Raw genomic sequence first — 13,160 nt, forward strand, 5'->3', positions numbered from 1 at the left:
TCACGCCGTTTCCCCGATCTTCGCGCCGATCTTCACTAAAGCGCCGCTGGTGACGCCGAGTTCCTGGTGCACCGCCGAACCGGGGGAGTTCAGCGGCAGCCACACCACTCGGTCCGGCATGTCAGTCACGGTGAGCGGCAAGGTGATCGAACCCCGGTCGGTGCTGACCGTGACCGGCTCGCCGTCGGTGGCGCCGATCTCGTCGGCGGTGCCGGCCGACAACCGCACCACGGGGGTGCGTGCGGTGCCCGCCAGATGCGGTTCGCCGTCCTGCCCGCGGCCGGCGTCCAGCAGCATCCGCCAGCCGGTCAGTACGGCCTCGCCGTTGTCGGGCTGCGTGGTGGCTTTGGGCTCGACGGTGGGGCTGGCGGCATGCTTGCCGTCCCAGGTGCCCAGCCCGGCCAATTCTTCGCGGGCCGACTCGACCGTCGAGCAGTTGAGCTGGATACCGAGTTCGTCGGCCAGGGTGTCCAGCACCCGGTGATCCGATTGGCTGGCCTGCAGCATGCTGCCCTTGAAGGCCGGTTCGAACCCGCGGTAGCGGCCCTCCCAGTTGACGAAGGCGCCGGCCTTCTGGGTGGTGGGGGCGACCGGGAACACCACGTCGGCCCGCTCGGTGACCGCGCTGTGGCGCAACTCCAGGCTGACCACGAACGGCGCCGCGTCCAGCGCGGCCAGCACCGCGTCCGGGTCGGCGAAGTCACCGGGTTCGATACCGCCGACCAGCAGCGCGCCGAGGGTGCCGTCGGTGGCCGCGGCCAGGATGCCGTCGACGTCACGGCCTGCGGCCGAGGGCAATTCGTCGACGTGCCAGGCGGCGGCAACCTGTGAGCGGGCGGTGTCATCGGCGACCGGACGGCCGCCGGGCAGCAGGCCGGGCAGGGCACCGGCTTCCAGCGCGCCGCGTTCCCCGGCCCGCCGCGGCACCCAGGCCAGCCGGGCCCCCGTCGAGTCGGCCAACCGGGCCGCGGCGGACAGCCCGCCGGGCACCGTGGCCAGTCGCTCGCCGACCATGATCACGGCGCCGGGCGTGCTCAGCAGGTCGGCGATCTCGCCGGTGGCCAGGCCGTCTAACGCCGCGGGCTCGCCGCCGGGTGCGGTCTGCAGCAACCGGCCGGACATCTTGTCCAATGCGCGGGTGGCGAACGGGGCGATCGCATACACGGGAACGTGGTTCTTGCGGGCGGCTTTGCGCAGCCGTAGGAACACGATCGGCGATTCCTCTTCCGGCTCCAATCCGACCAGTAGCACCACCGGCGCCGACTCCAGGTCGGCGTAGCTGACGCTCACCGGACGGCCGGCGATGCGCGCCGCCAGGAAGTCGGCCTCCTCCGCCGACTGTGGGCGGGCACGGAAGTCGATATCGTTGGTGTGCAACACGATTCGCGCGAATTTGGCGTAGGCGTAGGCGTCTTCCCAGGTGGCCCTGCCGCCGACCAGCACGCCGGTGCGGCCGCGGGCCGCCTCTAGGCCCTGAGTCGCCGCCACGATCGCGTGCGCCCAGGACGCCGGCGCCAGTTCGCCGTTGGCATCGCGGATCAGGGGAGTGGTGAGCACGTCCGGCTGGGTGGCGTAGGTGAAGGCCCACCGGCCCTTGTCGCAGTTCCACTCCTCGTTGACTTCCGGGTCGTCGCCGGCCAGGCGGCGCGTCACCTTGCCGCGGCGGTGGTCGGTGCGCTGGGAGCATCCGGACGCACAGTGCTCGCAGACGCTGGGGCTGGACACCAGGTCGAATGGGCGGGCCCGGAACCGGTACGACATGCCGGTGAGCGCGCCGACCGGGCACACCTGCACGGTGTTGCCGGAGAAGTAGGAGTCGAACGGTTCGTTGGCGTAGATGCCGACCTGCTGCAGCGCGCCGCGTTCCTGCATGTCGATGAACGGGTCACCGGCGATCTGGTTGGAGAACCGGGTGCAGCGAGCGCACAGGATGCAGCGTTCGCGGTCGAGCAGCACCTGCGAAGAGATGTTGATCGGTTTGGCGAAGGTGCGCTTGACGTCGGTGTAGCGAGATTCCGCGCGGCCGTTGGACATAGCCTGGTTCTGCAGCGGGCACTCACCACCCTTGTCGCACATGGGGCAGTCCAGCGGGTGGTTGATCAGCAGCAGTTCCATCACACCGTGCTGGGCCTTGTCGGCCGCCGGTGACGTGAGTTGGGTGCGCACCACCATGTCGTCGGTGCAGACGATGGTGCACGACGCCATCGGTTTGCGCTGGCCCTCGACCTCGACCATGCACTGCCGGCACGCGCCGACTGGGTCGAGCAGCGGGTGGTCACAGAACCGGGGGATCTGGATGCCCATCAGCTCGGCCGCGCGTATGACCAAAGTTCCTTTGGGAACGCTGATCTCGGTGCCGTCGATGGTCAGCGTCACCATGTCCGGCGGCTTGACCTCGTCGCCGGTATCCGTCTTGGCCGCACTTGTCATTGCAGCGTCAGGCCTTTCCGTTCAACTTCGTCAGCATGGAATCTTTGGGGTCGAACGGGCAGCCGCCGGTCTCGACGTGGGCGATGTATTCGTCGCGGAAGTGCTGAATCGACGACATGACCGGGCTGGCGGCACCATCTCCCAACGCGCAGAACGACTTTCCGAGGATCGCGTCGGAGATGTCGAGCAGCTTGTCGAGGTCTTCGCGGGTGCCCTGGCCGTTCTCCAGGCGGGCGTAGATCTTGTCCAGCCAGAAAGTGCCCTCGCGGCACGGCGTGCACTTGCCACAGGACTCGTGCTTGTAGAACTCGGTCCAGCGGCGTACCGCCCGCACCACGCAGGTGGTTTCGTCGAAAATCTCCAAAGCCTTGGTGCCTAGCATCGAGCCGACGGCGCCGACGCCCTCGTAGTCCAGCGGAACGTCGAGGTGCTCGTCGGTGAGCAGCGGAGTCGACGAGCCGCCCGGCGTCCAGAACTTCAGCCGGTGCCCGGCCCGGACACCGCCGGCATAGTCGAGCAACTCGCGCAGCGTGATGCCCAGCGGCGCCTCATACTGACCCGGGCGGGTGACGTGACCGGACAGCGAATACAGCGTGAAGCCAGGCGATTTCTCACTGCCCATCGACCGGAACCAGTCGACGCCGTTAAGGACGATGGACGGGACGCTGGCGATGGTTTCGACGTTGTTGATCACCGTGGGGCAGCCGTAGAGACCGGCGACCGCGGGGAACGGCGGCCGCAGCCGGGGCTGGCCGCGGCGGCCTTCCAGCGAGTCCAGCAGCGCGGTCTCCTCACCGCAGATGTAGGCGCCCGCACCGGCGTGCACCACCAGCTCCAGGTCATAGCCCGAGCCGCCGATGTCGCGGCCCAGATAGCCGGCGGCGTACGCCTCGGCCACCGCGTTCTGCAGCCGGCGCAGCACCGGCACCACTTCACCGCGCACGTAGATGAACGCGTGGCTGGCCCGGATCGCGTAGGCGGCGATGATGACGCCTTCCACCAGCACGTGCGGGGTTGCCAGCATCAGCGGAATGTCTTTGCAGGTACCGGGTTCGGACTCGTCGGCGTTGACCACCAGGTAGTGCGGCTTGGACGCCGGCCCCTTGTCGCCCTGCGGGATGAACGACCACTTGGTCCCGGTCGAGAAGCCGGCACCGCCACGGCCCCGCAACCCGGAGTCTTTGACGGTCGCGATGACGTCGTCAGGGTTCATGGCCAGGGCCTTCTTCATGGCCTGGTAGCCGTCATTGCGCTCGTAGGTCGCCAGCGACCACGACTCGGGGTCATCCCAGAAGCGGCTGATGACCGGGGTCAAAGGTGTTGTCATGCTTGACCTTCCGGACCAGGGGGAGCCTGCATGTCGTTCTCCTTGGCCACCCGCAGACCGGCCAGGGTGGCCGCACCGGGGCCGCCCTGACCCTCGTCGGGACGCTCATCGCGCAGACCGGCCAGGATGCGGGATGTCTCGCGGAACTTGCACAGCGGCGCACCGCGGGTGGGTTCTGCCGGCTTGCCGGCGCGCAGCGAGTCGACGAGTTCGCGGGCGGAGTCGATGGTCTGGTTGTCGTAGAACTCCCAGTTGACCATCACCACGGGCGCGTAGTCGCAGGCCGCGTTGCACTCGATGTGCTGCAGCGTGACGGCGCCGTCGTCGGTGGTCTCGTCATTGCCGACACCGAGATGGCTTTTGAGGTCGTCGAATATCGCGTCGCCGCCCATTACCGCGCACAGTGTGTTGGTGCAGACGCCGACCAGGTAGTCACCGGTGGGGCCGCGCCGATACATGGTGTAGAAGCTGGCCACCGCCGACACCTCGGCGCCGGTCAGATCCAGCTGCTGAGCGCAGAACTCCATACCGGCCGGGGTGATGTAGGAGTCCTCGCCCTGTACCAGGTGCAAAAGCGGTAGCAGCGCCGACCGCTTGTTGGGGTACTTGGCGATGATCTCCTTGGCCTCCACCTCCAGCCGGGCCCGCACCTCGCTCGGGTACGACTCGGGCGCACCCTCCACCACGAACTGGCCGGGTTCTTGCGGCGGCGGGCCCAGGCGCAGGAAAACCCGCTCGCCGCTGCCTGATTCGCTCATCGGTCCACTCCGCCCATGACCGGGTCGATGCTGGCGACCGCGGTGATCAGGTCGGCCACCATGCCGCCTTCGCACATCGCCGCCACCGACTGCAGATTGGTGAACGACGGATCGCGATAGTGCACCCGGTAGGGGCGGGTGCCGCCGTCGCTGACCATGTGCACGCCGAGTTCGCCGCGCGGTGACTCCACCGCGACGTAGACCTGGCCGGCAGGGACCCTGATGCCCTCGGTGACCAGCTTGAAGTGGTGGATCAGTGCTTCCATGGAACTGCCCATGATCTTGGCGATGTGCTCCGGTGAATTACCCATGCCGTCGGGGCCCACGGAAAGGTCGGCTGGCCAGGCGATCTTGCGGTCTTCGACCATCGTCGGGCCGGGCTTGAGCTTGTCCAGGCACTGCTCGGCGATCTTGATCGACTCCCACATCTCGTTGACGCGAATCATGTAGCGCCCGTAGGCATCACACGTGTCCGCGGTGATCACGTCGAAGTCGTAGTTCTCGTATCCGCAATAAGGTTCGCTCTTGCGTAGATCATGCGGCAATCCGGTGGAGCGCAGGATCGGACCGGTGATGCCCAGTGCCATGCACCCGGTCAGGTCCAGATATCCGACGTCCTCGGTGCGGGCCTTCCAGATCGCGTTCTCGTTGAGCAGTTCGCCCATCTGGCGCAACGGAACCCGCAGTTCCTTCAGGGCCGCCGCGATGTCGTCGACCCCGTTCGGCGGCAGGTCCTGTGCCAGGCCGCCGGGCCGGATATAGGCACTGTTCATCCGCAGCCCGGTGATCTTCTCGAAAAGGGTGAGCACGATCTCGCGCGCCCGGAAGCCGACGAACATCGGCGTCATCGCACCCAGTTCCATTCCCCCGGTGGCCAAGGCGACCAGGTGCGAGGAGATGCGGTTGAGTTCCATCATCATCACCCGGATGACGTTGACCCGCTCCGGGATCTCGTCGGTGATGCCGAGCAGCTTCTCCACGCCCAGGCAGTACGCGGTCTCGTTGAAAAATGGTGCCAGGTAATCCATTCGGGTGACGAAGGTGACGCCCTGGGTCCAGTACCGGTATTCGAGGTTCTTCTCGATCCCGGTATGGAGGTAGCCGATCCCGCAGCGCGCCTCGGTGACCGTCTCGCCCTCGATCTCGAGGATCAGCCGCAGCACACCGTGAGTGGACGGGTGCTGAGGTCCCATGTTGACGACGATGCGTTCGCCCGGGTCGGCCTTGCGGGCGGCGTCGACCACCTTGTCCCAGTCCTGGCCGCCGGCGACGACGAGTGTCTCAGCTGGTGCGCTCATCAGTTATAACCCCTGCGCTCGTCGGGCGGCGGTATCTGCGCGCCCTTGTACTCCACCGGGATGCCGCCCAGCGGATAGTCCTTGCGTTGCGGGTGCCCGTGCCAGTCGTCGGGCATCTCGATCCGGGTCAGCGACGGGTGGCCGTCGAAGATGATCCCGAAGAAGTCGTAGGTCTCGCGCTCATGCCAGTCATTGGTGGGGTACACCCCGAACAGCGACGGAATGTGCGGATCACTGTCGGGCGCAACGGCTTCCAGCCGCACCCGGCGATTGTGCGTGATCGACTTCAACGGGTACACGGCGTGCAGTTCGCGGCCGGTCTCGTCCGGGTAGTGCACGCCGCTGACGCCCAGGCACAGCTCGAAACGCAGTTCCGGCTCGTCGCGCAACCGCTGGGCGACCTGCGGCAGCAGATCCCGGCGCACGTAGAGCGTCAGCTCGTCGCGGAAGACCACGACCTTCTCGATCGCCTCGTTGAAGTCGAGGCCCTCGCGGTTGAGCGCCTCGGCCAGGCGGTCGGCGATGTCGTCGAAGTAGCTGCCGTAGGGCCGGGGGCTTTCGCCGGGTAACGCGATCTCGCGCACCAGTCGTCCGTAGCCCGAGGTGTCACCGGTGCCGCGCACGCCGAACATGCCGCGGCGGACGTTGATCACCTCTTGGCCTTCCGGTGGGACTTCGGAGCCTGCGGCCAGGGCTGCGCCTTGCGGGTCCTTCTCCGGTGAGCTCATCGGAGCAGTCCGCGCATCTCGATCGTCGGGCGGGCCGCCATGGCCGCCTCTTCGGCCTCGGCGATCGCCTTCTCCCGGTTGACGCCCAGCGGCATCTCCTGAATCTTCTCGTGCAGCTTGAGGATTGCGTACAACAGCATCTCCGGCCGGGGCGGGCAGCCGGGCAGGTAGATGTCCACCGGCACCACGTGGTCGACGCCCTGGACCACCGCGTAATTGTTGAACATTCCCCCGGACGATGCGCACACGCCCATCGCCAGAACCCATTTCGGCTCGGCCATCTGGTCGTAGATCTGCCGCAGCACCGGGGCCATCTTCTGGCTGACCCGACCGGCGACGATCATCAGGTCCGCCTGTCGCGGCGTCGCGGAGAACCGCTCCATGCCGAATCGGGCGATATCGAACCTCGGCCCCGCCGTCGCCATCATCTCGATGGCGCAGCAGGCCAACCCGAACGTCGCCGGCCACAGTGAGTTCTTGCGGACGTAACCCGCAACCTTCTCAACCGTGGACAGCAGGATCCCGCCGGGTAACTGTTCTTCCAGTCCCACGTCCTACCTACCTCAATCCCACGTCAGGCCGCCGCGGCGCCACACATAGGCGTAGGCCACGAAGACCGTGAGCATGAATATGACCATCTCGACGAGCGCGAAAGTTCCCAGCGAATCGAAGCTAACCGCCCACGGATAGAGGAACACAATTTCAATATCGAAAACGATGAACAACATTGCGGTCAGGTAATACTTGATCGGGAAGCGCTGCCCGCTCGTTGCATGTGGTCCGCTGAACCCGGTTTCGGTGGGCTCGATCCCACATTCGTAGGCCTCGAGCTTCGACCGGTTGTATCGGGTCGGGCCGGTGATGCTGGCCAGGAATACCGAACCGATGGCGAAGGCCGCGGCGATGCCCGCCATCACCAAGATGGGTATGTAGACGTTCACTTGCTCCACGTTTCCGTCGTTTGGGCTGTCGACAGCGGTCACGCGGCGACCAGATGTGACGAAACCGGACTGGGGTACCCCGACATGACCTTGAGCACAGCCTAGCCAGGAACGGCTTGGTGGTCGCGCGCACCCTGCAGATGCGTGAAAATGCCAGGTCACTTCTGTGCACCGAGCTAGATTCCGCCTGCCCCGCCACTGCCCGCAGTGCCACCGCTGCCTCGTGGCCGCCGATCTGACCAACTTCGACCACTGCCGGCTTTGCCATCGCCCGCCCGCACCACCGGTCGGCTTTTGATCCGCCAGGACGCAGCACTGAACCTCCGCCTCGGTGTAGGCGGCAGTGGTCGAGGACTACCCGGTCCGGGAAAAATACGATGGATCTGCGCGACGGCCAGACGCGGCGGAGCGCTTGTTGTTACTGTTGGGCTGGGCCGCTACTGACTTTTGCGAGGTCAGCGCCACGATGATAATGGCCGATCTGGGAGGACGGGGTCTGTGAGCTTCTTTACACTGCCGCCAGAGATCAACTCGTTGCGGATGTTCCTCGGTGCCGGAAGTGCGCCGATGTTGCAGGCGGCGGCGGCCTGGGACGGGCTGGCGGCCGAGCTGGGTACCGCCGCGCAGTCGTTCGGGTCGGTGATTTCAAACCTGGCCGGACAGGCGTGGCAGGGCCCCGCCGCGGCGGCGATGGCAGCCGCAGCGGCGCCCTACGCCGGTTGGCTGGCCGCGGCGGCGGCGCAGTCTCAGGGCGCGGCCGGGCAGGCGCTGGCGGTGGTCAGTGCATTCGAGGCGGCCCAGGCGGCCACCATCCACCCCGGTGCGGTGGACGCCAACCGCAACGCATTCGTGCAGCTGGTGATGACGAATCTGTTCGGCCAGAATGCACCGGCGATCGCGCTCGCCGAGAGTATCTACGAGGAGATGTGGGCCGCCGACGTGACGGCCATGGCCGGCTACTACTCCGGCGCGGCAGCGGCTGCGGCGCAGGTGGTGCCCTGGTCATCGGTGCTGCAGAGCTTCCCCGCCCTGGCCGGCGGAATCGCCGGCGGCTTGAGCGGCCTGGCCGGCGGGGCGACCGGGGCCGGTAGTGGAGCAGCCGGCGGCGGTGCTGTGAGCACCGCCGGAGGTGCCCCGCCCCCGACAACCGGTAGCGAAGCCGCTGCCGCCGCCGGTGGCGGGGGCGGCGGCGGTATGGCCGGTGCCGACCCCGGACTCGCGCCGGCGGGTTACACCGGCGGCGACGCGGGCGCCTACACCGGTGGCACCGCGGCGGGCACCGATGTCGGCAGCGCGGCCGCCACCAGCGCCAACACTGGCGTGGCCAGCCCGGGCGTCGGTGGCTTCGGGATGATGCCCATGCCGATGCCCATGGGCGGAACCACCCGGAGCGCCGGTCTGCTCGGCGACGGCCCGTCAATGCCGGTGCCGGCCAAGGCCGAGGAAAAGGACGAAGAGGCGGTCGCAACCGAGGAAGCAGCCGAGGAAGCCACTCAGGATGCCGAGGTCACTGCCGAGGCTCCGGAAGCCGAACTGCCTGCCATGAGCGTGTTGCCGACCGCGGCCCCCGGCATTGCGGCCGCGGCAGCCCCGGGCGCAGCGAAGCAGGCTTCGAAGACAGCGGGTGCGTCGCGGATTCCGTCATCGGGGTTCCGTGCGTCGGACGCCGCCGCAGAGGAAGCCGAAGAGGCGGTCGCCACGCTACGTCCCAAGATTGCCCCGGGCGAGTTCCGTCCCAGGGCCGAGGAAGAAGAAGAAGCGAAGATCCAGATCCCGGGCGGTTAATGCGCTGGGGCGCGCAACAGGCTCAGCGCCGTGCGGCCCAGCACGATGGGGTCGAGCGGGTGAGGCACTGCCGCCTCCGCTTGTGACCAACTGGCCAGCCAGGCATCATCTGGACGTCCGGTCAGCACCAGAATCGGTGGGCAGGAAGACAGCTCATCCTTGAGCTGCTTGGCAATTCCCATGCCCCCGGTCGGCGCCGCCTCTCCGTCGAGGATGGCCAGGTCGATACCGCCCTCGTCCATCGTGTGGATCACCATCGGGCCGGTGGCGACCTCGACATAGCTCAATTCCGGCAGGTCCGGGTGCAGCCGCTTCCCCAAGGCCTGCTTCACCTGTTCGCGGGTGTGGACGTTGTCGCTGTAGACGAGGATGCGCAGCGGGTTGGAGTCAGGCACGGTCCAGATGTTAATTCACGCGCTCGGAGGCGACTGCACGAAGACGGCGTCAGAAGATACCGTCACCTCGGTGGACATCACGCCGAGTTTGTTCCAGCCCAGGTCGAAGCGGGATCGGTCGATCTGCGTCTGCCCCGAAATTCGTATCGAACCGTCGTCGAGTTCGGTGATCGTCACTGGCAGCGGCACCGGTTCGGTGATGCCCTTGATGGTGAAGTGGGTGTGCAGGTCGGCTGCCTTTCCGGTGGCCGGGTGCAGGGCGTTGACCACGACGGTGATCCGGCCGAAACGTTCGGCGTCGAAGAAGTCAGGCGACCGCAGGTGCTTGTCGCGCCGCGCGATCCCGGTGTCCAGCGAGGCGACGTCAATGTCGATCCGCCCCGATACCGAACCCGTCTCGGACAGCCGGCCCTCGCCGCTGAACCCGGTGAACGCGCCTTTGACGGGCATCAGGCCCCACATATTTCGGATCTTGAAGGTGATCGAGGAGCGGTCGGGTACCAGAGCCCAGGTCCCGACCGCTTCCGAGTCGCTGAGCAGCGTTTCCAGCGTGGTCATCGTGGATCCCGCCTAATCGTGTCGGAGGAAAGTAGGGGAGCGAGGTCGGCGGGGTTGAAGTACTCGTCAATGTGATCGATAAGACCTTCTGTGTCCAACTTGATCACGATGCAAACCCGCATGGCGATCCCCTGACCGCCGTGGCCCGTCGCATGCAGCACGTGCTGCTGGACGAATCCGTCCTCGAATACCCGGCGGTCCAGGATTTCGTAGCCGCGGGTGGCGGTTTCCGAAATGAACCAGTCGATGACGCGCAGTGCACGTGGCTTGTCATCGCAAGTGGTGGGGTCGCGGCGACCGTCGGTGCGCCAGACTGCGATCGCGGGACTCCACATCCGTTCGACCGTCGCCCGGTCACCGCTTTCGATAGCCGAGAACAGCTGGTCGGCCAGCTCGGTGATGGTCATGAATGAGGCTCCTTGTCGTAACCGGGGTGGGCGGCGGCGAGCCGGTGACGCACCAGTGTGCGCAGGCAGACGACGACGTCGTCGTCCCGGCCTTCCAGTTCGCCGGCCCGGATGGCGGCGGCCAGCGCTGCCTCGTCGGGAAACCCCAGGTCTGTCAGCGCAGCGCGTACCTCGGGTTCGCCTGGGTTCTGCAGTTCGCGCTCGACCATGCGCAGTGCGTTGGCAGCCACCCGGGCGTGAAAGTTGACCTGACCGCTGGTGGCGTCGCGTACGTCGGTCTCCAGGAACTCGGCGACGGCGGCGACGAGCTCGGCCGCGGTCGGCCGGCCGTGCAGGTTCACGGCGTGCCCCCCTTGAGTAGATCGAGCAGGTCCCATTCGTTCTCGCATACCCGGCGGCCGATCGTCGCCAACTCGACCGAGCGGGTTTGCCCGCTCAGGTGACGTTCCGCCTGATACCGGCAGATGACACCCCAGCGCAACGTGGCCAGCACCAGCCACCAGTGAAAGGCGGCGCGGTCGACGGCCGCCGCCCCCGTTTCCTCGTAGTAGCGCAGGAAGTTCTCGATGCTGCCCAGGCCGCCGGCCCCGCGGCTGGCGGGTGCGCCGAACCGCCAGGCGCGCACACAGAACCAGGCCAGGTCTTCGTAGCGCTCACCGACGTGCACCAGCTCCCAATCCAGCACCGCGGCAAGGTCGGAATCGTCGACGATCACGTTGCCCATCCGGAAATCCCCGTGCACCAGCACCGCGGCCGATGGGGTTGGACGGTGTGCCGTCAGCCAGCGCAGCGTCCACTCGAAAGTGGCTGTGGTGTCGCCCATGTCGTCGAGCTGCTGCCGGGAGTGCCGGATGGGATCCTGGTGCACCAGGTCGGGATCGCCGGCGTCGGCGCGGTGGATGGCGGCCAGTGCCTGCGCGCACTGCCGCAGCAACCGCTCCGGATCGTCGAGTTGCCGGAAGATGCGCCGGACGATGGTTTCGCCCTTGATCTCCTCGCAGATCAGAAACGGATTGCCCAGTGCCGCAACCGAATTGTCGGCGATCAGCACGTGCGGCACCGGCGCGCCGGCGACCGCCGCGGCCGTCTGGACCCGCGCTTCCAGTTCCATGCCGGCGTGGATGTCGTCGGGTGGCCCGGTTCGCAGAATCAGCGCCCGGCGATCGGTGCCGGTGACGGCGTCGAAGGCCCACGTGGTGCGGCTGGCGCCGCCGGTGAGTACCCGTAGGTTGTCGATCGCCACGTTATCGCCCAGGACCGGGCTCAGCAGCGCGAGCAGGCTGTCGGACAGTGTCACTTCTTGCCGAACTTGAACAGCCGCTGGGCAACCCGGCGGATCTGAATCTCCTCCGCACCTTCGGTGATCCGGTAGCGGCGGTGGTGGCGGTAGATGTGCTCGAGTTGCTCGTGCCGGCTGTAACCGATACCGCCGAGCACCTGCATGGCCCGGTCGGCGGCATCGCAGACCAGTCGGTTGGCCCGGTAATTGGCCATCGAGACCTTGTCGGAGACTTCCATGTGGTGGTTGCGATCCAATTGAGTCGCGGCGTAATACACCAGCAGTCGCACCATCTGCGCCTCGGTCTGCAGTTCCACCAACGGCCACTGCACCGCCTGGTTCACCGCGAGCGGTTTGCCGAAGACGTGGCGTTCGCCGGCGTAGGCGACGGCGCGGTCGATGCAGTACTGAGCGGCGCCCAGGCTGCTGGCGGCTTGGCGAATCCTGTTCTCGTGCAGGAAGGTCTGGCCCACCTCCAGTCCGCGGTCGACCTCGCCCAGCACCGCGTCGTCGGGCACCCGGACGTTGTCGAGTTCCACCTCGGCATGGTCGGTGGGCATGTTGAACGTCCACCAGTAGTACGGGATGGTGAAGCCGGGGGAGTCGCACGGCACCAGAAACGCGGTGATACCGCGCCCCTGGCCCGGTTCACCCGAGGTGCGGGCGAACACCAGGTCGTGGGTGGCGCGGTGCACGCCGGTGTTGAATCGCTTGGCGCCGTTGATCACCCAGTTGTCGCCGTCGCGGACGGCGGTGGTTTCCAGCCAGGTGGCATCCGAGCCGTGCTTGGGCTCGGTCAGCCCGAACGCCATCGACCGTTCGCCGGTGATCAGTGCCTCGGTCCATTCCTTCTTCTGTTCCTCGGTGCCGAACCGGTCCATCATGATGACCTGCGGGAAGTTGCCGACGATCGACGACTCGTCTTGGAGATCGTTGTGCAGGCCGAGTCCCTTGTGCGCTAGGTGCTCCCGGATGACGGCCATGTCGATGTTGGTGCCGTCGCGCCCGCCGAACTGGGACGGCAGGCCGTACCGCAGCCAGCCTGCCTTGTCGGAACGCCGACGCATCTCACCGAGCAGGTCTTCCCATTCCCGGCGCGGGATGCCGCCGTTGTCCCAGTCGGTGCGGGCGTTCTCGCGGCGATGGTCGAAATACTGGATGTTCTCGCGTTCGAGCGGCTTGATCTCGGCTTCGATGAAGTCGTCCATCTCCGCCAGCAATCCCGGAAGGTGTTCGGGGAGGCTGAAATCCACG

At 67.0% G+C, this 13,160-nt stretch carries 14 protein-coding genes; 1 reads left to right on the forward strand and 13 read right to left on the reverse strand.

Annotation, left to right across the window (positions count from 1 at the left end; genetic code table 11):
• From JX552_RS08185 to JX552_RS08215, 7 genes are read right to left on the reverse strand one after another with little or no spacing between them, the layout of a single operon-like run.
• Complete coding sequence (locus tag JX552_RS08185) at nt 1-2,430, reverse strand: NADH-quinone oxidoreductase subunit G (protein ID WP_205876876.1); 2,430 nt, start codon at nt 2,428-2,430, stop codon at nt 1-3.
• A gap of 7 nt (nt 2,431-2,437) precedes the next feature.
• On the reverse strand, nt 2,438-3,757 hold the full coding sequence (gene nuoF / locus JX552_RS08190) for an NADH-quinone oxidoreductase subunit NuoF (protein ID WP_205876877.1): 1,320 nt from the start codon (nt 3,755-3,757) through the stop codon (nt 2,438-2,440).
• Nucleotides 3,754-4,515: an NADH-quinone oxidoreductase subunit NuoE gene (nuoE, locus tag JX552_RS08195; RefSeq protein WP_205876878.1), complete on the reverse strand. Its 762-nt coding sequence runs from the start codon at nt 4,513-4,515 to the stop codon at nt 3,754-3,756. Before nuoE ends, nuoF begins: the two co-directional genes overlap by 4 nt.
• The gene (nuoD, locus tag JX552_RS08200) at nt 4,512-5,813 is read right to left on the reverse strand and encodes an NADH dehydrogenase (quinone) subunit D (RefSeq protein WP_205876879.1); all 1,302 of its coding nucleotides are present in this window, start codon (nt 5,811-5,813) and stop codon (nt 4,512-4,514) included. The genes nuoE and nuoD overlap by 4 nt, the downstream gene beginning before the upstream one ends.
• Entirely contained in the window at nt 5,813-6,541 is a 729-nt protein-coding gene (locus JX552_RS08205) for an NADH-quinone oxidoreductase subunit C (RefSeq protein WP_205876880.1), read from the reverse strand. Before JX552_RS08205 ends, nuoD begins: the two co-directional genes overlap by 1 nt.
• A complete protein-coding gene (locus JX552_RS08210; RefSeq protein ID WP_055580867.1) occupies nt 6,538-7,092 on the reverse strand; it encodes a NuoB/complex I 20 kDa subunit family protein in 555 nt (184 codons plus the stop codon). Before JX552_RS08210 ends, JX552_RS08205 begins: the two co-directional genes overlap by 4 nt.
• Nucleotides 7,093-7,104: 12 nt before the next feature.
• Nucleotides 7,105-7,482 (reverse strand): NADH-quinone oxidoreductase subunit A, encoded by a 378-nt coding sequence (locus JX552_RS08215; RefSeq protein ID WP_205878316.1) that lies wholly within the window; start codon nt 7,480-7,482, stop codon nt 7,105-7,107.
• A gap of 498 nt (nt 7,483-7,980) precedes the next feature.
• Here JX552_RS08215 and JX552_RS08220 point away from each other — a divergent pair, with 498 nt between their 5' ends.
• Entirely contained in the window at nt 7,981-9,267 is a 1,287-nt protein-coding gene (locus JX552_RS08220; protein WP_205876881.1) for a PPE family protein, read from the forward strand.
• Here JX552_RS08220 and JX552_RS08225 read toward each other — a convergent pair.
• Genes JX552_RS08225 through JX552_RS08250 form a run of 6 tightly spaced genes read right to left on the reverse strand, consistent with a single transcriptional unit; the run spans nt 9,264 to nt 13,159 of the window.
• A complete protein-coding gene (locus JX552_RS08225) occupies nt 9,264-9,662 on the reverse strand; it encodes an Rv3143 family two-component system response regulator (protein WP_205876882.1) in 399 nt (132 codons plus the stop codon). The genes JX552_RS08220 and JX552_RS08225 overlap by 4 nt on opposite strands.
• A gap of 15 nt (nt 9,663-9,677) precedes the next feature.
• Nucleotides 9,678-10,220 (reverse strand): YceI family protein, encoded by a 543-nt coding sequence (locus tag JX552_RS08230; RefSeq protein ID WP_205876883.1) that lies wholly within the window; start codon nt 10,218-10,220, stop codon nt 9,678-9,680.
• Complete coding sequence (locus JX552_RS08235) at nt 10,217-10,627, reverse strand: nuclear transport factor 2 family protein (RefSeq protein WP_205876884.1); 411 nt, start codon at nt 10,625-10,627, stop codon at nt 10,217-10,219. Before JX552_RS08235 ends, JX552_RS08230 begins: the two co-directional genes overlap by 4 nt.
• Nucleotides 10,624-10,968 (reverse strand): DUF6285 domain-containing protein, encoded by a 345-nt coding sequence (locus tag JX552_RS08240; RefSeq protein WP_241010963.1) that lies wholly within the window; start codon nt 10,966-10,968, stop codon nt 10,624-10,626. The genes JX552_RS08235 and JX552_RS08240 overlap by 4 nt, the downstream gene beginning before the upstream one ends.
• Nucleotides 10,965-11,924: a phosphotransferase family protein gene (locus JX552_RS08245; protein ID WP_431195935.1), complete on the reverse strand. Its 960-nt coding sequence runs from the start codon at nt 11,922-11,924 to the stop codon at nt 10,965-10,967. Before JX552_RS08245 ends, JX552_RS08240 begins: the two co-directional genes overlap by 4 nt.
• Nucleotides 11,921-13,159, reverse strand: a complete 1,239-nt coding sequence (locus tag JX552_RS08250; RefSeq protein ID WP_205876886.1) for an acyl-CoA dehydrogenase family protein — start codon at nt 13,157-13,159, stop codon at nt 11,921-11,923. Before JX552_RS08250 ends, JX552_RS08245 begins: the two co-directional genes overlap by 4 nt.
• Between the last annotated feature and the right edge of the window lies 1 nt (nt 13,160).

It is taken from the genome of Mycobacterium gordonae (genome assembly GCF_017086405.1).
GTDB lineage: Bacteria > Actinomycetota > Actinomycetes > Mycobacteriales > Mycobacteriaceae > Mycobacterium > Mycobacterium gordonae_D.